The sequence below is a fragment of the Methanopyrus kandleri AV19 genome (genome assembly GCF_000007185.1).
In the GTDB taxonomy this organism is placed as follows: domain Archaea; phylum JAADCQ01; class Methanopyri; order Methanopyrales; family Methanopyraceae; genus Methanopyrus; species Methanopyrus kandleri.
Window position 1 is genome coordinate 700271 of the sequence record NC_003551.1, and the last position, 25759, is coordinate 726029.

At 59.5% G+C, this 25759-nt stretch carries 29 protein-coding genes and 1 tRNA gene; 11 read left to right on the top strand and 19 right to left on the bottom strand.

Translation table 11 applies throughout. The features are described 5' to 3' along the window. Nucleotides 1–78 precede the first annotated feature (78 nt). The 5 genes from pyrF to MK_RS03935 are packed head-to-tail and all read right to left on the bottom strand — an operon-like array spanning nucleotide 79 to nucleotide 3251. Nucleotides 79–735: an orotidine-5'-phosphate decarboxylase gene (gene pyrF, locus MK_RS03915; RefSeq protein ID WP_011019104.1), complete on the bottom strand. Its 657-nt coding sequence runs from the start codon at nucleotides 733–735 to the stop codon at nucleotides 79–81. Continuing rightward, nucleotides 711–1208, bottom strand: a complete 498-nt coding sequence (locus MK_RS03920; protein WP_011019105.1) for a hypothetical protein — start codon at nucleotides 1206–1208, stop codon at nucleotides 711–713. Before MK_RS03920 ends, pyrF begins: the two co-directional genes overlap by 25 nt. Continuing rightward, complete coding sequence (locus tag MK_RS03925; protein ID WP_011019106.1) at nucleotides 1209–2102, bottom strand: deoxyhypusine synthase family protein; 894 nt, start codon at nucleotides 2100–2102, stop codon at nucleotides 1209–1211. Continuing rightward, entirely contained in the window at nucleotides 2099–2872 is a 774-nt protein-coding gene (locus MK_RS03930; protein ID WP_011019107.1) for an arginase family protein, read from the bottom strand. The genes MK_RS03925 and MK_RS03930 overlap by 4 nt, the downstream gene beginning before the upstream one ends. Then, nucleotides 2847–3251 (bottom strand): translation initiation factor IF-5A, encoded by a 405-nt coding sequence (locus MK_RS03935; RefSeq protein ID WP_148679590.1) that lies wholly within the window; start codon nucleotides 3249–3251, stop codon nucleotides 2847–2849. The genes MK_RS03930 and MK_RS03935 overlap by 26 nt, the downstream gene beginning before the upstream one ends. Nucleotides 3252–3325: 74 nt before the next feature. On the opposite strand from MK_RS03935, the gene MK_RS03940 reads away from it, so the two are divergent. Genes MK_RS03940 through MK_RS03950 form a run of 3 tightly spaced genes read left to right on the top strand, consistent with a single transcriptional unit; the run spans nucleotide 3326 to nucleotide 5604 of the window. Continuing rightward, complete coding sequence (locus MK_RS03940; protein ID WP_158295920.1) at nucleotides 3326–3781, top strand: pyruvoyl-dependent arginine decarboxylase; 456 nt, start codon at nucleotides 3326–3328, stop codon at nucleotides 3779–3781. A 6-nt stretch (nucleotides 3782–3787) separates the two neighbouring features. Next, nucleotides 3788–4801 carry an inositol monophosphatase family protein gene (locus MK_RS03945; protein WP_011019110.1) on the top strand — a complete coding sequence of 338 codons (1014 nt, stop codon included), beginning with the start codon at nucleotides 3788–3790 and terminating at the stop codon, nucleotides 4799–4801. Beyond that, nucleotides 4774–5604, top strand: a complete 831-nt coding sequence (locus MK_RS03950) for an NAD(+)/NADH kinase (protein ID WP_011019111.1) — start codon at nucleotides 4774–4776, stop codon at nucleotides 5602–5604. Before MK_RS03945 ends, MK_RS03950 begins: the two co-directional genes overlap by 28 nt. 93 nt (nucleotides 5605–5697) lie before the next feature. Here the strand turns inward: MK_RS03950 and MK_RS03955 are convergent, their stop codons facing one another. Then, a complete protein-coding gene (locus MK_RS03955; protein WP_011019112.1) occupies nucleotides 5698–5973 on the bottom strand; it encodes a histone family protein in 276 nt (91 codons plus the stop codon). Nucleotides 5974–6009: 36 nt separating this feature from the next. Between MK_RS03955 and MK_RS03960 the strand changes: the two genes are divergently transcribed. Genes MK_RS03960 through MK_RS03980 form a run of 5 tightly spaced genes read left to right on the top strand, consistent with a single transcriptional unit; the run spans nucleotide 6010 to nucleotide 9317 of the window. After that, nucleotides 6010–6423: an NOB1 family endonuclease gene (locus MK_RS03960; RefSeq protein ID WP_158295921.1), complete on the top strand. Its 414-nt coding sequence runs from the start codon at nucleotides 6010–6012 to the stop codon at nucleotides 6421–6423. Continuing rightward, nucleotides 6405–7259, top strand: a complete 855-nt coding sequence (locus tag MK_RS03965) for a RimK/LysX family protein (RefSeq protein WP_011019114.1) — start codon at nucleotides 6405–6407, stop codon at nucleotides 7257–7259. The genes MK_RS03960 and MK_RS03965 overlap by 19 nt, the downstream gene beginning before the upstream one ends. Before the next feature lie 17 nt (nucleotides 7260–7276). Beyond that, complete coding sequence (gene hemC, locus MK_RS03970; protein ID WP_158295922.1) at nucleotides 7277–8173, top strand: hydroxymethylbilane synthase; 897 nt, start codon at nucleotides 7277–7279, stop codon at nucleotides 8171–8173. Beyond that, a complete protein-coding gene (gene dph5, locus MK_RS03975; protein WP_011019116.1) occupies nucleotides 8166–8957 on the top strand; it encodes a diphthine synthase in 792 nt (263 codons plus the stop codon). The genes hemC and dph5 overlap by 8 nt, the downstream gene beginning before the upstream one ends. Nucleotides 8958–8960: 3 nt before the next feature. Then, nucleotides 8961–9317 carry a DUF555 domain-containing protein gene (locus MK_RS03980; RefSeq protein WP_011019117.1) on the top strand — a complete coding sequence of 119 codons (357 nt, stop codon included), beginning with the start codon at nucleotides 8961–8963 and terminating at the stop codon, nucleotides 9315–9317. Between the two features lie 4 nt (nucleotides 9318–9321). Here MK_RS03980 and MK_RS03985 read toward each other — a convergent pair whose 3' ends face one another. Genes MK_RS03985 through MK_RS04025 form a run of 9 tightly spaced genes read right to left on the bottom strand, consistent with a single transcriptional unit; the run spans nucleotide 9322 to nucleotide 20133 of the window. Further along, entirely contained in the window at nucleotides 9322–10431 is a 1110-nt protein-coding gene (locus tag MK_RS03985) for a hypothetical protein (RefSeq protein ID WP_011019118.1), read from the bottom strand. Between the two features lies 1 nt (nucleotide 10432). Continuing rightward, the gene (locus tag MK_RS03990) at nucleotides 10433–11683 is read right to left on the bottom strand and encodes a hypothetical protein (protein WP_148679593.1); all 1251 of its coding nucleotides are present in this window, start codon (nucleotides 11681–11683) and stop codon (nucleotides 10433–10435) included. A 19-nt stretch (nucleotides 11684–11702) separates the two neighbouring features. Beyond that, nucleotides 11703–12152 carry a hypothetical protein gene (locus tag MK_RS03995; RefSeq protein WP_011019120.1) on the bottom strand — a complete coding sequence of 150 codons (450 nt, stop codon included), beginning with the start codon at nucleotides 12150–12152 and terminating at the stop codon, nucleotides 11703–11705. A 2-nt stretch (nucleotides 12153–12154) separates the two neighbouring features. After that, a complete protein-coding gene (locus MK_RS04000) occupies nucleotides 12155–13585 on the bottom strand; it encodes a Mur ligase family protein (RefSeq protein WP_148679594.1) in 1431 nt (476 codons plus the stop codon). A gap of 21 nt (nucleotides 13586–13606) precedes the next feature. Further along, on the bottom strand, nucleotides 13607–14677 hold the full coding sequence (locus tag MK_RS04005) for a phospho-N-acetylmuramoyl-pentapeptide-transferase (RefSeq protein ID WP_011019122.1): 1071 nt from the start codon (nucleotides 14675–14677) through the stop codon (nucleotides 13607–13609). Nucleotides 14678–14693: 16 nt separating this feature from the next. After that, nucleotides 14694–15833 carry an ATP-grasp domain-containing protein gene (locus tag MK_RS04010; RefSeq protein WP_011019123.1) on the bottom strand — a complete coding sequence of 380 codons (1140 nt, stop codon included), beginning with the start codon at nucleotides 15831–15833 and terminating at the stop codon, nucleotides 14694–14696. Further along, on the bottom strand, nucleotides 15830–17368 hold the full coding sequence (locus MK_RS04015) for a Mur ligase family protein (protein WP_011019124.1): 1539 nt from the start codon (nucleotides 17366–17368) through the stop codon (nucleotides 15830–15832). Before MK_RS04015 ends, MK_RS04010 begins: the two co-directional genes overlap by 4 nt. 52 nt (nucleotides 17369–17420) lie before the next feature. Beyond that, nucleotides 17421–18425, bottom strand: a complete 1005-nt coding sequence (locus MK_RS04020; protein ID WP_011019125.1) for a 7-cyano-7-deazaguanine synthase — start codon at nucleotides 18423–18425, stop codon at nucleotides 17421–17423. After that, complete coding sequence (locus MK_RS04025; protein WP_011019126.1) at nucleotides 18418–20133, bottom strand: glutamate--tRNA ligase; 1716 nt, start codon at nucleotides 20131–20133, stop codon at nucleotides 18418–18420. The genes MK_RS04020 and MK_RS04025 overlap by 8 nt, the downstream gene beginning before the upstream one ends. 249 nt (nucleotides 20134–20382) lie before the next feature. Between MK_RS04025 and MK_RS04030 the strand changes: the two genes are divergently transcribed. Continuing rightward, a tRNA-Lys gene (locus MK_RS04030) sits at nucleotides 20383–20460 on the top strand. 118 nt (nucleotides 20461–20578) lie between these two features. On the opposite strand, the gene argS is transcribed toward MK_RS04030, so the two are convergent. After that, a complete protein-coding gene (argS, locus tag MK_RS04035; protein WP_011019127.1) occupies nucleotides 20579–22357 on the bottom strand; it encodes an arginine--tRNA ligase in 1779 nt (592 codons plus the stop codon). 15 nt (nucleotides 22358–22372) lie between these two features. Beyond that, entirely contained in the window at nucleotides 22373–23602 is a 1230-nt protein-coding gene (prf1, locus tag MK_RS04040; RefSeq protein WP_011019128.1) for a peptide chain release factor aRF-1, read from the bottom strand. A gap of 28 nt (nucleotides 23603–23630) precedes the next feature. Here prf1 and pyrH point away from each other — a divergent pair, with 28 nt between their 5' ends. Both pyrH and MK_RS04050 read left to right on the top strand, forming a co-directional pair. Beyond that, on the top strand, nucleotides 23631–24302 hold the full coding sequence (pyrH, locus tag MK_RS04045; RefSeq protein ID WP_011019129.1) for a UMP kinase: 672 nt from the start codon (nucleotides 23631–23633) through the stop codon (nucleotides 24300–24302). A 6-nt stretch (nucleotides 24303–24308) separates the two neighbouring features. Then, the gene (locus tag MK_RS04050) at nucleotides 24309–24500 is read left to right on the top strand and encodes a DUF2116 family Zn-ribbon domain-containing protein (RefSeq protein WP_011019130.1); all 192 of its coding nucleotides are present in this window, start codon (nucleotides 24309–24311) and stop codon (nucleotides 24498–24500) included. Here the strand turns inward: MK_RS04050 and MK_RS04055 are convergent. Further along, nucleotides 24468–25214: an RsmD family RNA methyltransferase gene (locus MK_RS04055; protein WP_011019131.1), complete on the bottom strand. Its 747-nt coding sequence runs from the start codon at nucleotides 25212–25214 to the stop codon at nucleotides 24468–24470. The genes MK_RS04050 and MK_RS04055 overlap by 33 nt on opposite strands. Further along, the gene (locus MK_RS04060) at nucleotides 25211–25750 is read right to left on the bottom strand and encodes a TIGR00288 family NYN domain-containing protein (protein WP_011019132.1); all 540 of its coding nucleotides are present in this window, start codon (nucleotides 25748–25750) and stop codon (nucleotides 25211–25213) included. Before MK_RS04060 ends, MK_RS04055 begins: the two co-directional genes overlap by 4 nt. Nucleotides 25751–25759: the final 9 nt, after the last annotated feature.

A 25759-nucleotide genomic window follows, 5' to 3' on the forward strand; every position in this document is an offset into this window, starting at 1 on the left:
AGGTCCCGACCCCGGGCACCGAGGATCGTTATGGACACCATAACGGTCATGAGTGGGGCTCGGCGCTCATGGGACTCGTCACCGTTCGGCCGGCCTGGAAGTCCTCATCGCCCGAGTCAAATCCTTCGCCGCTTCCACGGGGTCGTGCGCTTCCGTGATCGCCCGACCGACTATCTCGAAATCCGCACCAGCTCGCACCGCGTCACCGGGCGCCGCTCCCTGAGCTCCTACACCGGGGCTGGCGATGAGCTTGTCGGTGATCTTCCGGACCTCCCGGACTCTCTCGGGTCTCGTCGCCGGGGCCACGTACCCGACAACACCGTCGATGTCGTCGCATGCTTTAACGATGTCCCGGCAAGCTCGATCGTAGAACTCCCGCGCCCCCGGGTGACTCATCGTAGCTACCACGAACACCGGTAGCACCTCAGCGCATTCCTCGACGACGTCCGGACCTACGAACCCGTGAACTATGGCGGCGTTGGCGCCGGCCTCGCTCACACGCTCGACGATCGACCGCGATATCTCCGGAATGTCCGCCGTTTTCAAATCCACGAGCAGGAACGATTCTTCTAGCACTTCGGCGACCCGCTCTATCCCCGCCGCCCCTTCGGCCAGCACCACTTCGTACCCTACTTTGAACCCGTCGACGTATCCGTCAAGTGTTTCCGCGATCTCCACCGCGCGATCCGGTGACACGTCCAGCGCAACGATCAGGCGCGTATCGGGTTCGAGCACCTGATCGCCCCCGTCAACAGTTCCGCAGCGTGGTACCCGAGGTCGAAGGTTATGACGGCGAGTGCCGTGATACCGTCCAGGACCCCAAATGCCCAGCCCACCACGGCTCCGATCTTGAGTACGGGTCGTAATCCCGTGGGTTCGACGGGGTGAATGATCTCGTCGAGGGTCGCTAAGACCGTGATGACCAGCAAGGTGAGCGGGGTTACCTCGGGGCGCGTGATCAGGACGCCGAGCGCTACGATAGCGGCGGCCGCGAGGTGGGGAATCTCGTCGATCTTACCGGCGACGGCGTTGCCGAGGATCAGTCCCAGGTATAAGTCCGGCCTTACCCCGGTGGCCACGGAAGCTAGGGCCGCGGCCGCCGCCACGAGCCCGCACGGTAACGCCCACTGCGGCCGGCTCAACTCATCTACCAAGTCGTCCGCGATCTTCAGCGCGAACCCGGACACCGCCGCCAGCTCAGGCCCCAATCATACGATCCCCAGCCGCTGCATGACGCCGGATGCGAGCAGTGGGAAGATTATCAGGTAGTCCCCCACGATGGTGGCCACCTCGGCGTCTTCTCGCACCTTCTCCCACGATTTACCTTCCTCCAGAGGCGCACCACTGAGGCTTCCCGTTTCGGGCCTATCCATCGTGATCTGAACGGCGTAGTCCAGACCACCTCGAAGCATCGCGGCCCCCATCGCGAAGTGCTTCGGCACGCTCCCGCCTAAGATGATGGCTCCTAACTCCTCGGCTTCGAAAACGAGGTCCGCGAGATGGTGCATATCGTCCACAAGGTCCAGGTGAAAGTCGTGATCCTGTGAGTGTATCCACACGTGCAGGCCGACCATCGAGTCCAGTATTCCCGGCGAGTATATCGGCACTCCTTCGTCGGCTGCGGCCCTGAGGAAGCCGCTCTCGAGCCTCTTCCCCATTTCCCACAGCAGCTCTCGGCAGGATACGCGCCCCGAGAGATCGGAGAGGACTTCCCGCATGAAGTGCTCGAACTTCTCGAACGCTTCCGTCGGTATGTGCGTATCATGAACCCGACCGTACCCATCGACGTTGCGCTCTCCCAAGCACACGTGGATACCGCCGAGGGCGTCCAGGGCGTCGTGAACTACGTTAGCGCCGGACGTGATCACGGCGTCGACGAGGCCTTCACGGATGAGCCGCTCGAAGAGCTCGCCGAGTCCACCCGCTACCGCAGGGCCGGCTACGGTGAGGAGGACCGTGACGTCGTCCGAAGACCACATCTTCTCCAAGATCCGTGCCGCTCTACCCAATCTTCCGGCGCCTAACGCGCCGACGCGTTCCATCTCTCGCAGGAACCCGTCGAGGTCCATGTCGCCTCGATACCTGAACGTTTCACGCTTCACCTTTCAGCCACTCCCTTGAGGTATTCGCCCACCAAGCGGGCGGCCGTCACCGGCGACACGTGGCTTTCGACCGTGGGACAGAGCTCGACTACATCTAGGTGAGCACGCTTCCGACCGGCCCATCTCAAGATGTCGGCGCAGAGGCGGTACGGGAGTCCCCCCGGTTCTGGAGTGGTTACACCCGGGACTACGGACGGATCCAGGACGTCGAGGTCTAGCGACACGTAGTCCACGTCGTCGATTACCTCGGTTATATCTCCGTGATCGACGGAGACCACGTGCTCGTGCTCGCGGAACACGTCGTACTCTTCCCGGGACCAACACCTGACGCCTACCAAGAACACCTCGTCGACGATCTCCAGGCAGCCCCGTAGGGCCCCGTCGTGACGTTCGGATCTACGGAGGTCCGGGTGCGCGTCCAGCCAGAGCAAACGCCGTGGGGTGAGTTCTTGAACGATTTCGGGCGTGATAGAGTGATCGCCGCCGAGCACCACGAATATCTCGGGCTCGCTTTCAGGCTCGAACGTCCTGAGGTTCCCCTCATCTACCAGGGTCAGGATTTCCAGCGGGTCACCGACCTCCGGGTCGTAAAAGTCCAGGGTGGAAGCCGCCGACCTCACGGCGTTCGGAGCCTCGGCTTGTCCGGTCGGGTACTCTGGGAGCACACGCTCCCTGGGAAGTCCGACTACGGCTACATCCGGGGATTTCACGTCGTCGGATGAAAACGAGAGTGGGAAGCGGGGTTCACTCTTCCTCCTTGATTCCCACAATTTTACGCTTGCCCGCTGCCTCCATGTACTCCACCATGGTTCCCGGTTCAAGCTGCGAGGCGAGTTCCTCGTCCTCCGGCTTCTGAACTTCGAATGTCTCGTAGGTTTCCATATCCATCAGCTGCACCGTATCACCCATATCGGAGACTACCTGGGCTGTCTTCCGCTCGATCACCGGTACATCCACCTTCGCGTCCACCGGTTTAGTAAGCGTGCGCTTCTTACCGTCGAACAGCCCTACCGCTACGATCCGCGCCTTCGCCGAACCGTGCTTACCCGGTGAGGACGTGGTGTACTCCACAATCTTACACGGCTCGTCGTCGATCATGATGTACTTGCCCTTCTTAAGCTGCCGCACCTCGACTTTCTTCACGGCCACGTCCAGAACCCCCTTCCCGGAGTGTCACGGCGCGAGCGAGATCCCTCCTAATAAGCTTCGCGAGGGGGATAGGATTGCTGGGAGTACCTAAGAAGTACGCCCTAGTATCCGGAACCGGCGAGGCAGATACGTCCCTAGCGGCCTTCGACGCCGCGCTGATCGATGCGGGGATAGGTGACTGCAACCTCGTGGAGCTGTCCAGCATACTTCCCCCGAACGCTGAGGAGGACGACCTTCCGGAGTTCCCACCCGGGTCCATAGTGCCGGCCGTAGTAGCGAAGGCCGTGGGACGCGGCCTGGTGTCGAGCTGCATCTGCGTAGGAAGGCTGGAGTCCGGTCTCGGGATCGTTTCGGAACGGGCCGCCACCGATAGCGTAGAAACGGTTCGGAGGCTCGCTAAAAGGGACGTCGAGGAGATGGCTAGACTCCGCGGTGAGAAGCTCGTGGAAGTGCGCACGGTCACGGCTTCTACCGAGCCCGAGGACGCGGAATGGGCGGCGGCGGTAGCGGCGGTGGTCTTCTGGGGGTGATCTCGAGTGAGAGAGACCGTCGAGAAGATCGTCAAGGAGCGGGTTTTACCGGAGGTATCCAAGGTACGTCGTGGTTGGGTCGAAGTCGGTAGGGGTGCGGACGGAACTCCGACGATGCGGGTGGACGAGGTAGCGGAGCGGGAGTTCCTCCGCGGGTTAGAAGAGGAGGGCGTGGACGCGAGGGTAATCAGCGAGGAATCCGGTGAGATGCGTGTGGGTGAGGCCCCCGAGGTAACGCTGGTCTTAGACCCGCTCGACGGCTCACACAATGCCAGTCGCGGTCTTCCGTTCTACTGCGTTTCAGTCGGTATCGCCGATCCGGAGGCCGAGACTCTGGATGACGTGGAAGAGGGTTTGGTGGTTTCGGAACTGCTGACCTTCGGTCCCGGTGACGTCGAAGAGAAGCCGGTGGTGGAACGCCCGCTGGTTTCGGCGTACTACTACGGATCGGACCGGATGCCGGTTGAGTTCTCCCGGGGTCGTTTCAAGCTCCGTTGCTTGGGGTCAGTGGCCTTGGAACTGGCTTTAGTGGGGAAGGGAGCTCTGGACGGGTTCGTAGACGTTCGGGGCAGTCTGCGCCCTACGGACGTAGCGGGGGCATTCGGAGCTGCGCGAGGTGAGCTAGCCTTCATATTCGCGCGGAACGGTCGGGAGCTGGATCCTTCTGAGATACCACTGCGACCGGACTTCCGCTTCGAACTGGCAACGGCCCGGAGCGAAGATGAGGCTCGGGAGCTCTTCGAGGCCCTGAAGGAGGACGTGGGTATCCGTGTGGCGCAGCGTCTGTTCGGTAAGCATCCCGAAGGACTCTCGGAACACGCTCTGTGCGGTAAGTTAGGTGAGGAATGCTGCGAACTGGCTCACGCCGTGGGTAAGGAAGAGGGGTACGGGGAGGAGCTCGCGGACGTGTTCGCTCTCGTCATGAACCTAGCGAACGAGCTCGACGTGGACGTTTTGACGGAACTGCGGCGTAAGTTTCGGAGGGTGTTCGGATGTTCCGACCGCAGGTCGTCGGTGTGACCGGCAGAACGGACCTGGGTAGAGCAGTGCGGGTCGCGGAGAGAGTGTGTCGTCTTTGCGACCGGGAAGGGTTCGAAGTCCTAGTGGACGATTCGCTGGGGATCGGCGAATACCCCCGGGTTAACTTGAAAGACATGGGCAAAGAGGTCGATATGATCATCACGATCGGCGGTGATGGGACCATACTCCGCGTCTCGAGGATTACGTCAGAGTATGAGGTGCCGATCTTGGGTGTGAACCTAGGAAAGTTCGGATTCCTAACCGAGGTGAGTGAGAGTGGCCTGAAGGAAGCCGTATCTCGGCTCGCTCGGGGAGATTTCAACCTAGAAGAACACCGAAAGCTCAGGATAAAGATAGGGGGATCCGACGAAGGAGACGCTCTCAACGAGGTCACCGTGATCACGAGTCGACCTGCTAAAATGATCAGGTACCGGCTGTCCATCGACGGGTTCGAGTTGGAGACCACGTGGGCGGACGGTGTACTAGTGGCGACCCCGACGGGTTCCACCGCCTACTCCCTCTCAGCCGGAGGTCCAATCGTGGAGCCACAGGTGGAGTGTTCCATTATTACTCCTCTGAACCCGTTCAAGCTGGAGGCACGGCCTATGGTGGTTTCCATGGACCGACGCGTGGAGATCGACGTGGACGACCCTGAGCGTGCCGAGGTCGTCGTCGACGGGCAGGAGTACATGAATCTCGACGGCACGGTGTCCGTTACGCGATCCCCGAACGTGGCGCGGTTTATACGGTTCGGGTCGACGTACTTCGAGCGGTTGAAGGAAAAGTTCCTGAGGTGGGATTGATGTCGCTACGCGACACGATCAAGGAAATCGGTGAGGCGATCTTCCGGGCGTTTCTAGTGGGACCACTGCCTAGGCTCCTAGCGTGCGTGTGTTTCACCCTCTGGATCCACCTCTACCGCGAGGGTCGCGAATGGAAGAGATCACATCGAGAGTAGCTGCCGCTAGCTCGACGTCTTCCGCCTTTACGGTCTTCCTGCCCGCGTGACGGGCCGCGAGAACCGACAACTCCGCCAGTGCTAGGCTGAGGGACTCGATCACCCGATAGTACTCCTTCTTGGCACTCATCCTGACGCCGAGGACTCCGTCGGCGGATCGGGCCGACTTCTTGAGTATCTCTTCCAGAACGTTCGTCGGGAGATCGGGGTCCAAGCTTTCCCCTCCCCTGGGGTGCTCGGGGGGACTCAGTTGACCACCTACGTCCTCGATACATCAGCATTAATCAAGGGTGTGCCTCCGGAGCTCCTGGACGGTCCCGCTTACACGGTTCCGGAGGTTATCGAGGAGCTTAAGGATGATCTTTCCCGCGTGAGGTATGAGGTTGCGTCGGTAAGGGTCAAGGAACCCGAAGACTGGGCGGTTCGCCGCGCGCGCAGGCGCGCTAAGGTCACGGGTGACCTACCTCGGTTGTCGAAGACGGACCTGAAGGTTCTCGCGCTCGCCATCGAGTTGATGGAAGAGCAGGACGTAGTCCTAGTCAGCTCCGATTACAGCGTCCAGAACGTGGCGCTTACACTGGGTATTCGGGTGTACGGGCCCGTCCACGGCGAGGTGGACGAGGTAATCGGGCCGGGGGGACGACGTTGGAGACCGTCGGTGTAACGACAGTCGTGACGGTGTCGGGGTTGACGGGGTCGAAGCGTGTAGCAGCCCGTGTGGATACCGGTGCCGAGAACGACTCGATCGACCTGAAGCTGGCGTCGGAAATAGGCGCCGGCCCCGTCATCGGGGTGAAGAAGGTCCGCTCCGCTTCCGCTTCGCGGTTACGCTCCGAGCGTCGGCCCGTGGTTCACGTCACTTTGGAGCTGGCCGGAAGATGTCTACCCTCGGAGGCCACGCTGGCGGATCGCCGGGATATGCGGTACCCGATGATCGTTGGGCGTAAGACGCTACGCCGGGCGGGGGTCACGGTCGACCCGTCCCGTGAGGAGGAACCGGAGGGGGACGAAGTCGATCCACGTCGCGTAGTCGGTACCTTAAAGCTTCACAAAAGACTCCTGAGGACCGTCGGAGAGAAGCGCGCGGTGACCCCTGCCGTCCTGGCACTTCAGCACGGGGGAGCGTGGTCGTACCGCGACGGTGATGTATCGTCGGTGGCCGTTCCTATTCGGAAATTGTCGAACGGTGTAGTGCGTGAAGATCTCTACCTGCTTCTCAACCCCGAGATCGAGCGCGCCGAGGGTACGTTAACTAGACTCGAGAAGTGTGGTCGCGAGAGAGTTCGGCGCGTCGCGAAGCGTCCACGGCGGCTTGAAGTACGACATGATGGTGGCGCCATCATCCGCGTCGATCCGGGGCGTAGACGCATCCGTGTTCGGGAGCTCGACCCGGGAACGCTCCGACTTGAAGGCATTCCCGCCGCCAACCTTCACCACGAGCTCTCTCACCTCATGGGGGACGACCTGGGCCCCAGCGTGCTGGAGTTCGAGGTCGAGTGAAGGGGGACACCATTACCGTGTCGGAGACGATCCGAGTCGCCACTCGATCCAGCCGTCTGGCGATTATCCAGACCCGGGAGGTAATCGAGCTGCTGGAGCGGGAATCCCCGCGTGACGTCGAGGTTGAGATCGTGAAGACGAAGTCACGTGGGGACGTCGTTCGGGATCGACCCCTCCACAAGCTGGGTGAGAAGGGTGTGTTCGTGAAAGAGGTTGACAGGCTGGTACTCGAAGGTAAGGCCGATATCGCCGTTCACAGCGCCAAAGACGTTCCTTCCGTCGTAGATTATCCCGTGGATGTGGCGGCTGTGCCTCCCCGGAGGGACCCCCGAGAATGTCTGGTGTCGCGACACGGCGGACTCAAAGAACTTCCGCGGGGAGCTACCGTGGGGACCAGCAGTCCTAGACGGCGCGCGCAGATCCTCCTAGAAAGACCTGACTTGAAGGTGGAGCCGATGCGCGGGAACGTAGACACCAGGGTCTCCAAGGTGAGGCGGAGGGAGTACGACGCCGCCGTTCTCGCCAAAGTCGGGTTGGACCGGCTCGGGATGACATCCGAGGTTTCCGAGGTGTACGACCCGGAAGAGTTCGTGCCGCCGGCGGGCCAAGGGGCCCTGATGATCACCTGCCGCAAGGACGACGATCGCGTTAAACGCCTTCTGGAAGTCGTGGACGACGAGAAGAGTCGGGTGGAAGTCGAGACGGAGAAGGCCGTCGTGAGGGAGCTCGGAGTGGGTTGCTCGGAGCCTGTAGGAGTCCACGTGCGAGCTCGCGACGGTGATCACGTGAGGTTGGTGCTGGGACTGTTCGAAGAAGACGGCTCTTGCGGCCACGTACTCAAGATGCGGGGCTCGCCTGAGGACGTCGTCCGTGAGGCGGTGTCTCAGGCTAGGGAGGTGTTATCGGATGGGTGAGCTGTACCTGGTCGGAGGGGGTCTCTCCGACGTTCGAGATCTCACGCTGCGGGCCCTTGAAGTGCTAGCTAGCGTGGAGTTGGTGCTGGTCGACACCTACACCAGCGTGTACGACGTAAGCGAGGGCGACCTGAAACGGTTGCTCAACGGGTTCGGAGGTGATCCTGAAGTACGTATGTGCTCGCGGCGGGACCTGGAGGAGCGCTTCTTCGACCTGTGTGAGGGGTACGATCGCGTCGCCCTGCTCTCCCCGGGCGACCCGATGGCAGCGACCACTCACGTGGCGCTGGTGGTCGAGGCCGCCGACCGTGGGTGGGACGTCGAGATAATCAACGGCGTATCGGTGTTCACCGCGGCACCATCCAAGTCGGGGCTGGAAATGTACCGGTTCGGACGTACCGCCACGATTCCGTTGAACGTGCGCTCCGTGTATCCCTACGATGTGCTCGAATCGAACCGGCAGGCCGGTTTACACACCCTCTTCCTGCTGGAAGTTGCTGAAGACGGGGAGTTCGTCTCTGTCGCTGACGCCGCCCGCTACCTATTGGAAATTGAGAGGGAAGAAGGTCGCGGAGTACTCGACCCCTCGGATCTCGCGATCGCCGTAGTGAGGCTGGGGTTCGAGGACGAGTTGGTGGCTTGGGGAACCCTCGAAGAACTCTCCGACTGGGAGCCCGGTGAACCTCCGCAAGCTCTAATACTGCCCGCCTCCCGACTCCGTGAAGCGGAGCGCGAATACATCCGCCGCGTCCTCCCACACATCCGAGATGTGCGTGGGGTCTAGCCTTTGGGTGAGGAGACTGGCGGTGACTATCACGTCGTGCTCGAGGCCGCGTGGATCGTGTACAACGTCGACGACGAGGACGACGCTATCAACATCGCCATTGCCGAGGCGGGTAAGCGCTTGAACCGACACGGCCTCGATTACGTGGATATCGATGTCGGGTTTTACGAGTGTCCTGAATGTGGTAATGAAATCGAAGGTGTGTGGATAGTAGCAGGTACAGCCCTCGTCCGACTGATTCTATCGATGCGAGTGTTCAACGCGGAAAGCGAGGAACACGCCATTCGCATCGCTAAGTACGAGATCGGTCAAGCGCTGGAGGATGTACCCTTAGGTGTCGTTGAAGTAACTCCGCTCTGACCATTTACTTACCCCTTACGAGATGCGCCCATATTAGCGCCGAGAGCAACGTGAACGTAGCCAAGGCGAAGGAGTTCATCGCCCTAGAGAACAGGAATACTCCTATCAGTGATTGGACTGAGAACGCGATCAGACAACCGAAGAGCATGGCCTCTCTCGCCAGGAATCTCGCCGTCATCCTACGCCTTCGTAGTTTTATGTACTCCGAGAGGCACCTCGATCCCACGTATAGTGTGGCCGCGACCCATATGGACAGTAATACCGCCCCGATGTACCCGAAGTCGAAGGCCCAGGTGAACAAGCCAGGCAGCATGTAATCGAGAAGGTCCTTTTTAACGACGAGTGCTCCATGTAGTGTAGGTACGTCGAGCCGGAACATCATGAGATATCCGACAGGCAGTGTGACGAACCCGTCACCGAAGCCCCGCCACTCGTATCCGGCGGGAAGCGCCTTCGTGGAGTGACCGATGATGTGCGTGTTCTTCGCCACGAACTCGAGTCCCGGTACGGTGTATTCCGCGAATCGCTTGATACGGAGTGTCGGGCTGAACACGGGCTTATTCAGGACGTAAGCGAGCAGTTCCAGGAGACCGAGGAAACCTATGGCCATCAGCGTGGCCATCACGATCGACCTTTTGCTCATCTTAGCTGCTCGGGCGGCAAAAGCGCGGAATCTCGACTCCACTTTCAAGTACTTCGCTATGAAATGCTCCGTAAGCGCCCAGCATAGGAACCAGGAGAGTAGGAAGTCACGATGCATAATTCCTCCGACCATTCCCACGTACACCCATAGGAGATTGAAGTATGGCCGAGTACGTCGGGCCGCCGTGATACCACGGGTTTCGAGCAGTTGCAGGAGGTACCTCGAGGTCGCCCAAGCGGCGAGTGCCAGTGGGCCGAACGGGTGCGTAAACTCGTGGCGTGATACGGGGAGGAACAGCGAGAAAGCGTCCACGGTGAATAGAAGGGCCAGCACTCCCAGTGTGAAGAGGGACAGTGAGAGGACCCTCTGTACCGTTACCGAGGAATAGCTCAGGGCGAACGGTATCGTCAGGTGGGTGATCACGAAGAAGTCCAGGAGGGCTTCACCCGTGTTATAGGGGACCACGTACAAGTTACCACGCCCGCAGCCTCCGATTTACGAGCTCTCTGATTCCTCCGAGCACGATCAGCGCAACTCCTACGGCGGAGCTGATTAGACCGAGGGAGTGTAGTGTCTCAGGGGAGATCGGGGTCTTCAACGGCGGCTTTTTGTACCCCTCCGGTAGCGGACGCATGTAGATAGTGATCAGGTTGGCCTCGGGTTCCACTTTGACATCACCCGGTAGTATGTAGTCGTACCCCAACAGTGTGTTGTTGTCTATGTCGGAGTCGATCGCGCGGGCGATGTCCTCCGGCTGCTTCTTCCCGGCTTGGACCAGCGTCTGGACGGTCTCGACTATCGACACTTTATCGTACACGCTCTTGATCCCGTAGACCCGGACGATCGGCTGGTCCTTCCTTACCGTGATCATGTCTCGGGCAACCTGCCAGGCGTACTCCGTTCGGAGGGAGGACCCACAGACGGGACACCGCGAGTACTTGGAGGCCGCCGGGTAGGCGACGCTCCATCCACATTTGGGGCAGACTTTACGGTAGGCTGTGTCCATCGGGATGCCGCGCGCGTTGAGCTTGGGCGGGACGAAAGTGTCACCCGTCGACAGACCGGCGGTGATGTTGACTACACCACCTCCGTACTTCTCTCCGGACTTCTTGGCCACGTAACCCATGATCCTCGTCACTATCTCCGTCGCGGGTAGACCGTCCCTGATCATCCTGCCGGCCATGATGGCGGCCTCTATTCGGACCTTCGTAGCGGTGCCGTACATAGGGTTGCCCGGCGTGTTACGCAGGTGGATTACGGCGCACTTGACGTTCTTGGGTATACGGACGATGTTAGGGCCTCCGCTGCTGTGGTACTGCTTGATGATGATCTTGTTCCCTTTCACGATCACCACGGCGATATCGTAGCTTCCGCCCACCGCAACGCCCTTCCCGGGGCCTCCGACCAGAAGTCGGTCCGTGGGTGACCGGCTGATACCGGCCCTCACGGCACTTTCTATGTCCTCACCCAGCTCTAACGCCCGTATACACGCCAGGATAGCCTCCAGGCGTGCCGTACCCTTGCTCAGACCTCCCGCTAGGACGGCTACGTGTAGCTTCTTGGACACTAGGAACGTCGACTGGAACATGTTAGGAGCGAAGGACATCGAGGCTGCGGCTGCACCGTTGGGATCCTTGCCGCTGGGGTCCGTGATCACGATCATGTTGAAGGTAGCGGACGCCCCGGAGACCAGTGCCAGGAGCGCGATCAGCGGGATCAGCACACGGATCGCGGGGTCCCCCCTACCTCGGCAGTCCGTAGTCTTCGATCACCCGGACCACGACGACCCCTGATCGTTTGATCGTGATCTGGACGGATCGAATGGGTTTGATCTTCGTTCCCGGGATCACGCTCCTCATCGCGTATATCCTCGCCCTCCTGATCGCCTCGTGCAGCGGGATTTTCTTGCCTTCCGGGGTGATGAGGGTTCCGCCCTTGATAACCGAACCGGGACGCAGGCCCGACGCCATCACGTTGCTACGTATGACCTCTTCCGGCAGGAAATCGCAGCCGACTACGTCGATACCTATGATCCTGAGTCCCTCTTGCTTGGGTACCGGACGTGCCGCCCACGCTGTGTACTCCGCGATTCTTCCGATGCTGAGGAGTAGAGCACCCATCAGCATGATCGCCAGGTTACGCCGGGAAACGGGCCACGGTTTGATCCACTTCCTCTTCCTTTCCTCTTCCACCGCTAGATCGCCCCCATATCGCGCAGGACCTCTCGAGCAGGTTCCATTCCTTGGGCTCCTCCCAGTAGAATCACGGTGTCGTCGTCCGCCAAGTCCAGTGCGCGCTCCAAAGCGTCTTCTAACCGATCGTAGTGCTCGTAGTCGATGCCGGAGCGCTCCAGTTCCTCCAGGAACGCCCTCCGCTCCTCAGGCCGCACTACGTTAGCATCGTCCACGAGGCCCTCTGATGAGGTCGCGATCACGTGGACGTGGATTCCCTCGTCCTGTAGATCCTTCGCGCCTTCAGCCAGCGCCCGAGCGATTTGACGGTTAATGTCGACGCCACGCGACCCGCGGATCGCGAACACAACAATCACCTTGGAGCGACCCAACCGTCGCAGGGCGCGAACAGTGGCGAGTACTCCGTCGGGATTGTGGCAGAAATCGTCGTAAATCAGCGGGTCGTCGCACAGGCGTTCGAACCTCCGCTTCAAGGGTTGGTACGTCCTCAAGCCTTCGGCGATATCCTCCCGATCTATTCCTAGAGCTCCCGCGGCGGCTACGGCGGCCAACGCGTTGTACAGGAAGTGGTCCACCGGTAGGGGGAACTCCCGGACGGGTATTAGGGGTTCTTCGTCCAGTACTATCCACTCCTCCCCGTCGCGTTCCTCAATGTGGGAGTATCCTTCGTCCCATCCGTACCATACCGTCTCCACACCTTCCCTGGTCATCCGCCGTACGTACCGATCGTCACGGTTGAGCACCGCGATACCTCCCTTTCGTAGGGCCCGCACGACACCGTATACAGCGTCAACCATCTCTTCCAGAGAGGAAACCAGGTTCGTGTGGTCCACCCCGACGTTCGTCACGACCGCCAGCTCGCATTTGAGGGCCTTCGCCATCCGGTAGGCGTGGTCCTCCATTATTCGACCCGTAGGTAAGCCTTGTACCTCAGATACCTCCACGCACAGGTAATCTTCCGGCCGTTCCTCGCGCAACTCCATCGCGACCACGGGGTCTATGAGGGTGTTCTTCTCGGAACGGAAATCCGTGTTGCAGTAAGCATCGAAGCCGGCGGTATCGAGGATGTGGTGAAGCAAGTGATTCGTAGTCGACTTACCGTTAGTTCCCGTCACGCAGATCGCGGTAGCGTCAGGGGCGCACTTCTCACGGGCTACGCGCAGAGCGTACTCGTTCGCCCGATCCACCTCCGTCAGGATCAAGGGGATTCCGAGCTCGTCGCATCTCTCGATCAGCTTGCCGCGCGGGTGTTCAGTCACCAGACATGCCACGCCTCTCTCCGACGCGATCTCGGCACCTTTATCGTCCAACCACCATCGGATCACTACATCTCCTTCTTTCGCCCTTCCTAACGTGGAGAACCATCCGGCGATCATACTATCCGGGTCGCCTGAGCGTATTTCCCCTTCCACATTCTCAGCCAGCTCCCTCACCGTGAGCTTCAGCAGCGCCCCTCACCCCACGGAGATCCAGAGTGCCACGGCGGCGAACACCGCTCCGGCGGTCCAATGGAGCGCCACAACCACGGGTTCGGGTAGGTCGTACTTGTACTGGATATGGTGGTGGAGAGGTTCCACAGCCAACCGGATCACGCCGGCTCGGTGAAGCAAGCTGATGAGCGTGGACAGTACTGGGACTCCTAAGGCGATCATAGCAGGTATCTCGATCTTGTAATATAGTGCTCCTGCCGCGTAAGCCGCCCCTAAGAAGCAACTCCCCGTGTCTCCCATGAAGATCTTAGCCGGGTATCTGTTATGGAACAGGAAACCCAGGGACGCTCCGGCAAGTGATGCGAAGAAGGCAGCACCCGGAAGCTGGCCCTGTCCCAGGCATACGCCGGAGCAAGCCAGTGAGGCCAGGAACAGCAGCCCGGCGGCCAGACCGTCCATCCCGTCGATGAGGTTCACGGCGTTGGTAGCGCCGACAATTCCGAACACCGCGACCGGATAGAAAAGGTACGAGAGGTTCCAAACGCCGACCTTGGGTATCCAGAGCCATGTGGCGGGGACGATAGGAAGAACGAAGAGGGCGGCGCCAGTCTGTAGTGCGAGTTTCTCACGTTCACTCAATTCTTTCTTGATAGGCACCTCACCGACGATCTCGATGGCATCCGGGTCCTCTTCGAGTATCCTCTTCAGATCACGTTTCGCTTTCTCCGTGGCTACACGTGCCTCCTCGCCCGGTTGTAGTATGAGTCTTCCCAGCTCGATCGGTCGATTCGAGACGTTCCGTACGACCTTCTGGAACTCTTCCACCTGCAATCCGAGCAGGTCGTCCACTATTCCTAGCACCATCATGGGGAGCGCTGAAGCTATAGGAGGGAGCGCCTGGATGGAAGCTAGGAGGGGGCCGGACGCCGTTCCCAGTAAGATCCCCAGACCTCCCATGATGGGCATGCCGGACTTATGCGCGTGTTCCGTTACGATCGGGCGGTCTACCACGTTAGCTTCCCGCATGTACTTGCGGAGTAATCCAACCGTTACGGCCGAGGTTACTGTGGAGAGTGTAAACGTCTCGATGATCATCGTCCGCTCCCCACGGTCATAAGTACTCCTCGATTTCCCTCAGCCTCCGTCGATACTCACGTTCGGCCCGCTTCACGTCCGCTCCTGCAGCCTTGAGCGCTGAGCGGAGCCTCGTGAGGGCTTCTTTAAAAGAGTCCCCCCTCACGGTGACACGACCACCTACGTCGAAGCGTCCATAGTACTCGTAGAACACGTGGTACACTCCGCCGTCGAACATCTCACGCAGGGGATCCTTGTCCGTAGGGCGCCAAACGGGACACTCGATGGCGCACCATAATTTCCTTATCTTCGGTGGCCTCCATCGATCGGCCGCCATATCGACCAGCTCACGGAGCGGCCATATTCCCGTGCATCCGGACGTCATGTACCTGGTGCCGCTGGGTCTCGGGTTGAACTCGAGGAACCAGAACTCGTTCTCCCGGACTACCACGTCGAAGTCCACGTTGCCCTCCAGTCCCAGATGTTCCACGACTCTTACCGCGCACCTTCTTATCTTGCGCTCCACGGACGGGTCGATCGGGGCCGGGCTCATCCGCATACGATCGATCGGATGACGACGGTCCGCCGTGGATCCTTTGAACACCGGAACCAGCGGCACCACCTCACCGTCCCAGGATAGAACTTCGATCGAAACTTCCGCACCTTCGATGAACTCCTCTACCAGCTTACGTCCCGATACTCTCGGCTTGTGCGTCTCGTGGACCGTGACTCCGAGCCCCGCCTGTGACCGTGGATCCTTCACGACTACCGGTGGACTGATCGATGGCCTTTCGTTCTCGACGACTTCCCATTCAGGCGTCGGTACGTTCAGTTCTTCGAAGGCGCGTTTCGTTCTCACTTTATCGATCCCGATTTCAACGCTCTCGCGATCAGACGCCACAACCCGGATACCTTCGGCTTCCAGCTCTTCTTTCATCTCCCCCACTGCCGGTAGCGGATCGTCTACACCGATGAGTGGTACTACACCGTCTACGTGCCGCTCGCGGGCGATTCTCGTGGGATGTTCCATACCGCGCGGTACGAAGTGCACCTCATCCGCCAGCTCCCAGTCCCTGCTCCTCGGGTTCGACTCGGTGAGTATACGGTACACTCCCGTGGAGCCGGCGTACTCCGCCACGTCCCGGAGTAGCCTCGCGCCGACGAAGAGTACCTTCACCTTTCGTCCCCCAGCACTCGCTCGACTTCTTCAGAGATCTCTTCCCGGTACTTCAGCGGAGCCTCTCCGAACAACACTACCACTTCGCAGTCCGAGCGGAGCGCCTCCTTGAGACCGTCCAACACCTGCTCCCGAGAGGCACCCAGTGTACCCTTCTTCTCGAACGGCTTGGTGGCGCTCTCCGCTGCGATCACGTTGTCGGCGTCGACGCGGTCCATGACTTCGTACGCCGCGTACGATGCCACCACCACTAGGTCGGCGAGATCCGCAGCTCTTCTGAGTATCTCTTCGTCTCCTTCCGGTCCCAGCTCCGAAGCTACGGCGATTACCGCGCAGACGCGCCGCTCCCGGTAAGCCTCCTTCACGCATCTCAACGTCGCGTCCACGCCGGCGGGATTATGGCCGTAGTCTAAGATCACGACTCGCTCGCCGTCGTCCCAGAGTACTTCTAACCTGCCCTCGACTCCTTCGAAGGACTGTAGCGCCTCTACCACGTCCTCCACATCAAGTCCCAAGAACTCGGAGCAGACGGCTATCGCCGCGAGGGCGTTGTAAGCGTTGTGGAGCCCCATCACGGGTAGTCGAACCTCGTACTCCCCATCGGGACAGATCAGTCGGAACCCGGACAAGTCAACGTCCGTAGCTAGGTAGTCCGGCTCGGGAGATCGCAGGCCACACTCCCGGCACTTGAAGGGACCGACCCAAGGGAGGATCTCATGGACTTCAACGTGTCCGCCGCACCAGCACTCTTTTTCCGAGGTATCGAACGGTTCCACGTCCAACCCGTAGTACACGATATCGCCGTTGAAATCCACCACCTCGGGGGCACCAACTACCAACGGGTCTTGAGCGTTCAGCACGGCTAGCTCGATGGTGTCCGGCTCCAACAGTTCGGCCTCACATCTGGCGTACGTCAGGAAATCGCCCGCCTCGTTCAGATGGTCCGGGGTGATGTTGGTAACGCAGACGCACTCCACCTGGGATAACTCCGCGGCTTCCAGGATCTCCCCTCTCTTCCCGAAAGTTGCTATCTCTAAGACGCTGACGTCCCCTGGGAGACGCGCCTGAAGTGGGGGGAGTAATCCGACGTTCCCTTGCATGCCCGGCAAACCGTGGTGCGGGGCCTCGAGCCCGAGTTGCTCGCACACGTGCCTGATCATCGCCACAGTCGTGGTCTTCCCGTTGGTCCCACCGACTCCGATCACCGGTCGTGTGGGCGGTAACATGTCGAGGAGCTCCTTCACTTCCACGATTTCGCAGCCGTGATCCTCGGCCAGTCGGTACGGCTTAGCATCGCGTGATAGGCTCGGAGGAGGTACCACAACTTCGGCTCGTTCGAAGATCTCGGGTGGGTGGCCTCCCAATACGAGCTCCACGTTACTGTATTCGAGAAGCGTCTCGGCGAACTCGCACTCATCCCGGAGATCCGACGCGATCACATCGTATCCGCGCTCCGCGAGGACCCGGGCCGCTAGATTGCATACGGGCCCACAGACCCCGATCACGAGAACGGTCGACCAGGGAAGTTCGGCCAACCGCGCACCCCGCCGAGGGGCTGGGGACGCGGTGAGTTGAACCTGTCGGGGATCACGGCCGCGCTCCCGGTATCGTTCGGCCGTACTCGGCCAGTATCGACCTCATGAGCTTTTTAACGTCGCGAAGAAGGCGTTCGGCTTCCTCCCTGTCACCGGTCGCTAACCGTACGAACGCTTCGATATCGAGGTGTTCCACCCGGTCGTCGATCTTTCCGTACTCCGACATTACGAAGTACAGTTGCGTGAACCTCTCCCTCCGCTCGACCCTGTTGAGGGTTCCGCGTACCAGCGACCTCAGGGCTTGACGTGCGTACATGAGCAGCCGGTACGTGAGGTCTCGGATGATTTCATCCTCATCTCTCGGTCCGTCCGGGATACCGTTTGGGAACGCTGCTTTCTCTTCCAACCCCAAGATATCCAGCACGCGTTCCGGATCCTCCTCTGGGGTCTCCGTCTCCCGGAGGTACGCTAGGGCCTCTTGAGGTGTTGCCACACCTTCCAGCATGATGGTACATGCGCGACCTGTCAGAGGGTTGTACCCGACCTCCTCTATGAACCTGTGCACGCCGTACGGACGGATCGGACACGTGTACTCGGGATTGAACCAGCCCAGACTGCTCACGATATCGCGGATGTCTTCCCACGTCCACCGACGGAGTGCCGGGTACCGGACCACGGTGACTCCTGGAGGGTAGGGGTGGGTAGTGCGTCTCCCGAACTTCCCGCGGAGCTCGTGACCGGTGAGGACTGTTGCGCATCCTAGTTCACGGGCGCGAAGGCACGCGGCGGTTAGGACGCTTCTACCACACTTCGTACATATCGGGCGTCCTTCCTTCAGAGCCCGCGCGAACCATTCTCGAAGTCGTAGCTTGACCACCTCGTGATCCACGCCGACGTGTTCCGCGGCTTTCCGGGCGTTCTCTAAACATGTCTTATCGGTGAACTCGTGGACTACTGTTACGGCTACCTTAACATTCCACCTATCGGCGGCGTCTATCAGCGTGGCTACACTGTCCTTACCGCCGGAAAGTGCTATGCTGGAGGGAGGGCTAGTCATGCGCGTACACAGCCCTTACCCCACCGCTGGAGACCTCTTCGAGTCGCACGAAGTACAGCCGTTCGAACTGGACGGTGCTGCCGGCCTGTTCGCGCTCGACGTTAATTTCGGCGTATCCACTCTCAACGCTACCGTCCGGGCGGACGACCTCGCACCGTACTGCCTGGTCGGGCGGTACCCAGTGGACGATTTGAGCACCTTCCTCTTTCGCGATTCGGTAGTCGTCGCTGTGATACCTGCCTCGCAACCATCCGTCTCCGACTTCCTCGATCTCGACGTTGACGGCGTTCATCAGCCGAACTACGTCGCCCTCCCACAGGTCTTCTGCGTCTTCACCGTCCAACAGTGCTCGGGCCACGCCGTTCTCAGGATGTAGAATTAAGACCCTCTCTCCCTCATCCCGATCGGGGTGTAGAGGCAGTCGGGCCAGGACCGACTCCTTCATCCCTTCGATCCGTAATTCGACAGGATCACGGACGAAGAAGTACCGGTGAGACTCAGGGTCGATCATCTTACGGTTCCGAGCGTAAAGATGCTCCCAGCTGAACGTCGCGTCCACGTCGGTCAGGCCGATCTCGAGGATAGTCTCACGTATTGCTTCCGGCTTAATACCCCGGCGTCGGAGGGCGCGTAAGGTAGCCACTCGGACGTCGTCCCACCCTGTGTACTCTCCTGAATCGATTCCACGGCGGATCTCGGAAGTGCTTAGCACGGCACCTTCAACCTTCAGAATCCCGTAGTGAACGTATTCCGGAGTGTCCCACCCCAGATGCTCGAACACGTACTTCTGACGCCGTGTGTTGGACTCATGATCCTTCCCACGAAGTACGTGCGTGATGTTCATGAGATGGTCGTCCACAGCGACGGCGAAGTTCATCGTCGGCCACACAAGGTACCGAGAACCCGTCATCGGGTGCTCTTCTTCGACGATCCTGAACGCTATCCACTCCCTCACCGCGGGATCCGGGTGATCAACTTCGGTCTTGACACGTACGACGGCTTCTCCTTCTGAGAAAGTACCGTCCAACATCTCCTCCCAGAGCTCGAGGTTCTCCTCCTTATCCCGAGAGCGGCACGGGCAGGCTCGCCCCACGTCGCGGAGTCTCCGGAACTCGTCTGGATCACAGGTACAAACGTACGCCCCTTCCCGCTCCAGCAGCTCCTCGCAAACCATGTAATACAGTTCTATCCTGTTAGACTGCACGTACCGTTCGTCGATGTTGACTCCGAGCCACTCCAGATCCTCTTCGATCATGTCGTAGGCCTCAGGGTCCACGCGACGCGGGTCGGTGTCTTCAATGCGGAGGACTAAGGTGCCGTCGTACCTTCTAGCGTATTCGTCGTTAAGTACTGCGGCACGGGCGTGACCTATGTGGAGGGGACCCGAAGGGTTCGGTGCGAACCGAAGGCGAACGTTCCCCGGTTCAGCTCCGGGAAGGGGTTTGAGCCCTTCTTTGTCCCGGGCTACGTCTTCGCGCGGTCCTCCGAGTTCTTCCAGCTCGCGTCTGATTTCCTCTCCGGACATCTTGTTAACTTCGCGGACCACCTCTCTGACGGTCTTCAGGACTTCTTTCGCCCTAGGACGTAGCTCTTCGTGTTCCTTCATGATCTTCTTCATCACCGCGTTGGGATTCGCCCTCCCACCGTATCGGGCCGCGTTCTCCAGAGCGTACCTGCGGACGAGATCTCGAAGTTCCTTCTCCTCCACGGTCCATTCTCCCCGAGATAATCAGTGAGGGGGTGTCCCCCGTCCTCCGGCCCCGGGATCATCGACAGGCGACGGCCTTCTCCCCCGGGGGACCCAGACGGGAGTCATCTTTTGCGAAGTCTGGCCCCGGACGCCGCCGACTCATTAGCCCCTTAATTACGTTCTCCCCGCTACGGAGAGGCGCAGTACCGGGCCCGACCCAGACCCGAAATTTCTATATAGATCCTCGAGGGTAGTTCGGTTCGGGTCGGGCCGGCAGCTCAGTCTGGCTAGAGCGCGGGACTTTTAATCCCGTGGTCCCGGGTTCAAATCCCGGCCGGCCCACCAAAATGCTCAATTGTTATGAAGATCATAACATTCGAACGGTTCGGGGTAAACCTTGTGTGGGTCGAGTTCAATCGTTACGATTTCCATAACAATTGGGTTGGAGGAAGGAGTTGACACATTACATCCGCTCCAGCGTCGGAATTCCGAGGAGATTCATCAGGTTCTCCGCCACGATCGTGAATGCCTCTACGAGCTTCAGTCGCGCCTCCCGTACTTCATCGTCCTCAACGTGCAGCACGGGAACCTCCTCGTAGAACGTGTGGAACGTCTTCGCCAGGTCGTACGCGTACTCGGCGAGGATGTCCGGGCGCCGCTTGCGCACGCACTGGGCTACGTGGCGTGGGAACTTCGACATCTTGAGGATCAACTCGAACGAGTGATCGTCGTTCAAGTATGCCGCATCGAAGCGGTTCACCTCCTCGTCTGCCTTCCGGAGGATCGACTTGGCCCTCGCGTAAGCGTACTGGATGAACGGTCCACCACGACGGAAGTCGAGGGCTTCGTCCCAGTCGAACTCTATCGGTTTGTTGGGACTCACTCTGGCGATAGCGAAGCGTACGGCCCCTATGGCGATCTCCTCCGCGATCTTCTCTCGCTCCTCGTCGCTCAGTTCCTCCGCTACGCCCGCTGCCTTCATCTTCTCGAGTGCGCGCTTCTTGGCTTCCTCCAGGAACTCGTCGAGCGTCACGTATCTACCCTTCCTAGTAGACATCGATCCTTCCGGCAGATGGATGAACTCGTAGAACACCACGTCGATACGGTCGGGGTTCTCCTCGAGCATGTCCAGTACGGCCCGTAGCTGTTCGACCGCTAACTTGTGATCCGCTCCTAGCACGTCTACCACGAACGTGGCTCGTCCGAGCTTCCAGAGGTGATAGGCGATGTCACGGGTGGTGTACAGCGTAGTGCCGTCGCTGCGCGTGAGTACGAGCTCCTTGTCGATTCCGTAGTCTTCCAGGTCGACTACCACGGCTCCATCCTCGCGCTCCTCCGCGACTCCCATGTCCAGCAGCTTCTCCACGATCTCCAGTGCATCGCGCGCGAACTCGCTCTCGTACACGAATCGGTCATGCGCCACCCGGAGGCGCTCCAGCGTTTGGATGTGCCCTCTCAGACACTCCTCCACTACGGTCTGGAACGCGTCGGCGATGCGCTCCGCTCGAGATTCTTCCTCCACTAGGTAACGTTCGTACGATCTCAGGAACCTCTCGACTACTTCCTCCAGCTCGGGATCTTCCTCGATCTCACGCGCGGCTTCAGTGTACAGCTTACCGAAGAACTCGTCCGGTTTTTCGCCCTCGGGTACTTCGGGCCGCCCCTCCTTTATGTACTTCCACGCGAGCATCGCGATCTGCTTACCCATATCGTTCACGTAATACTGCACTTCCACCCCGTAGTTCGTGAAGACCATGCACCTCGCGAGAATGTCCCCGATGACAGCGTTTCTACCGTGGCCGATGTGTAAAGGACCGTTGGGGTTCGCGCTAGTGTGCTCCAAGATTACGGGGCGACCCATACCGAGGTCGAGCGAGCCGTACTCTTCGCCGTAGTAGAATATCGACCTGAGCGTCAGCGCCGCGTACTGGGACCTGTCGAGCTTCAAGTTGATGAAGCCCGGGCCTTCCACCCAAGCCTTTTCCACGAACACCACGTCGTCGAGGTCAGACTCCTCGACGATCGTTTCAGCCAGCTCTCTGGGGTTCTCGTCCAGCTCTTTAGCTAGGGAGAGTGCCACCGGCGTGGCCAGATCGGCACCTTCGACGGGTGGGTTCTCGTCGATAGGAACCTCTATCAGCTCGTCTACTTCGTACACGGACGAGATCGCGTCCCGGATCGATGTTCTTATGGTGCGAATCGTAACCGAAAACGGGTCGCGAGGTGTGGTTTCCTCGGCCAACGTGGGCGAACCCCTTCACTTGGGTCGGAACCTGAGCAGGGCTCCGAGTCCCCGAAACGCGTTATAAAACTGAGCGCCCTCTTCGGTCTCGGTTGAGATGATCTCGACGTTGGATCCCATCTGCTCGGCCAGTTCCACGTAGTAATCCACTATGTCTTTGATTTCTTCCACGTTGAGCTCTGCTTCCCCGCATTCCGGGCACTCTTCCACGTATTTCTTCGCCTCGTCTTTCTCCTTCACCGTAACGATGTTCTCGTACCCGCACTCCGGACATCGTAGGATTACCTTGTATCCCTCGAGGTCCTCGGAAACTAGCAGTACCTCCACGGCACCCATCTTGAGGAGTTCGTCGACTTCCTCTCCATACGCCGCGAGTTCACCGTTCACGGCCTCCTCCATGAACTTTCGCACGAGGCGCTTCTCCCGGACTAGCTCGGCTTCCTTCAGCGCTTCTTCGGCTTTGTTCAGGGCCTCCCGGAGCCCGGACTCGTCCGTGTTGCCGACGTCCACCACGGTGAGTACCTTTTCCTTTAGATCCTTGGGGAGGTAGTCGCCGTCCAGGAACTCCTCCTTCGTGGGACCTGGACCTCCGACGATGATTCCCTTCAGATCCTTCACGTCTTCGAAAGCCTCGCGGGCGGCTTCTCCCACCTTCTGGTAAAACTCGTGGGCGGCGTGCTCGATCAACCGGTCGAACCTACGCTGAGATTGACCTCCGGCCTTATGCTTACCCGGCACGTCGGACGTCAGCCTCTTCACGGGTTCGATTCGCTTACCTTTCACGAGACCTATCGTGGCCTCCCGGCGGTCCATTACCAGGATTCCGTAGACGTCCTTCTCTTCGAGGTATTCCTTGAGGGGTTCTAGATAGAATTTCGAATCACATCGGTAGATGAACCGGTCCACGGGCTCGGGCGGTTCGATCAGCTCCGCGACCATCTTCTCCTTGGTACCGTCCTGGACGGTGCCGACGAGAACTACGAGTCCGTTTTCCGGAGTCTCTCCGACCATTTTGAGACGCTGCATCACGACCTCGATAGCTGATTGGACGTTCTTCCGGGTGCGCTTACTCTTGATGTTGCTGGCTTGGGAGTACTCCTCCCGCATCTGAGCGATGACGTCGCTCAGACGATTCTCCGGCGGGATGTAAATCGTGATGAGCTCGGTGCCTTGTCCGCGCAGGTTTTCCAGTCTCTCTATCATCTTCCTGAACCTATATCTCTCGACCGTAGACGATTCGGCCATCGTGAACACCCCCTAGGGGTGAGACAGCATGTATTCGGTCGTGGCACTGGGTGGCTCGGTCGTAAACGTGGATAAACCCGAACGCATCAAGGAAACCGCCGAAATCTTGCGAAATGGGCTCGATTCCGGGCTGAAGATATGCGTCGTCGTCGGTGGTGGGCCGACCGCCCGTCGGTACATAAACGTAGCGCGAAACCTCGGGACACCGGAAACTCTACTCGACGAGATGGGTATCGCCGTTACCCGGCTGAACGCGATGCTTCTAGGGGCGGCGTTGGGTCTGCACGATCTGCACGTGCCTGAGACCCCAGTAGAAGCCGCGAGAATAGTCCGGCGGAACGGTGTGGCAGTCTGCGGTGGTACACATCCCGGCCACACAACCGACGCCGTAGCGGCCATGATCGCGGAACTGCTCGAGGGTCCACTCGTCATAGTTACCAATGTCGACGGGGTGTACGACAAGGACCCCAGTGAACCAGGCGCGCGCAAACTCCGGGAACTGAGGCCCGAAGAGCTGGAAGAACTGGCAGTCCGCGCTGAGCTTAAGGCGGGGGGAAGCTTCGTAGTGGACCCCCTCGCCGCCAAGATGATAAGCAGGGGTCAAATCGTCACGCACGTGGTTTCGTGGGAAGACTTCCGGTCCCGTGGGTTGGAAAACGTGGTTCGAGGCCGTCATAATGGGACGATAATCGAGGGGTGAAAGGGTTTGACGGAGCGCGTACCTCCCCACTCCCACTGTATCGTTTGTGGGGCCGCAATCCCGGAAGGGGAGCGATTTTGCAGCGAGAAGTGCCGGATGGAATACGAACGTAGGAGGAAGAAGGCGGCGACACTCCAGTGGATGCTGGCCGGAGCTCTCATAGCCCTAGGTGTGGTCCTGATGCTCCGGGGTGTATGAGCGGAGTGAGGGCAATCCGGCTCCGCGAACGCCGATCAACACGTCACCGGGTGTTGGGAGCTCGAGGACGGGACAGAACACATCGCTGCCACCCGCGATCGTCCCTTCGTACTCCACCCAAGTAAAGAACGCGTATCCCGGCTCCGGAGTTTCGTACTCGAACTTTTTGGGGATGGGTTTGTCGGTCCGGATTACCTCAAGTGGTTCGATGTCTTCTGGGAGACCCGGCCGATATCTCGGCGTCCTAGGTGGTCGGCGGATAGGGTTGGCCCCAATCCGCACTTCCTGTGGCACGATCGTCGGTTCATACCTCTCGAGAACGGCGTTGATGACGGGTACGAACTTCTCTTCTAGGAGTAGTGTGTCGATCATCTCACATGCTACCACATCGGCGTTCACATCCACATCCCGCGCGTCCCCTACTACTACCTCCCACTCCACGTCGTGCGGGACGTGTTTCCTGAGGTTCTTCTCGAGAAGTCGGGCTCGTTTGGGATTCTTTTCTACGGCGATCACGCGCTCGGCGCCGGCGTGGGCTGCAACCACCGATAAAGGTCCTGTGCCGGCTCCAAGGTCCGCGAAAGTGTCCTCTGCGACTTCCGCTACCATCGAGGTGAAGACGAAAACGCGCCTTACGTCACGGAGCAGGTCGAGCTGGTAGGAGTCTACCAACAGCTTGAACTCACCTACTGGAGTTCTTATGGTTTTAATCATTCGTCACTCACCACATCCTTAGCTTCTTCGGGTTTCTCTTCTTTCCCCTCTGATTCCCGCTCCTTGCGCGGTTTAAGCTTGATTACATAGTCTGCCGCATTTTGTAGTGCTGTACTAAATCCTGGATCTGCTCCTATTACAATGGTGACCTTACCCTGCTCCTTCGCCTTAGCTATAATTGGAAGAAAGTCAGTGTCACGCGTCATTAGTGCGATTGCGTCGACGTTATCACTGTAAATAAGTTCCATTGCCTCAACCGCTAAGTACACATCAACGTCTCCCGGAATCACTCTAGGAACAAAACCCTGATTGGCTACAGCTTCAATAAGTTTGTCCGAAGCGTATTGGTTCAGGAACGCTAATCCTACTCTAATATTACCCAATTCTTCAACTAATTCTCTAACCTCCTTCAAACTGACATCGAACTCTTTACGGAGCATATTCGGTCCGTCAATCAACATTGCAATGTCAAGATTGCCCCGCTTAGCTTTTCTCTTGATTACACCACTCATATAATCTTTGACCGTATCGAGCAACTCATCACC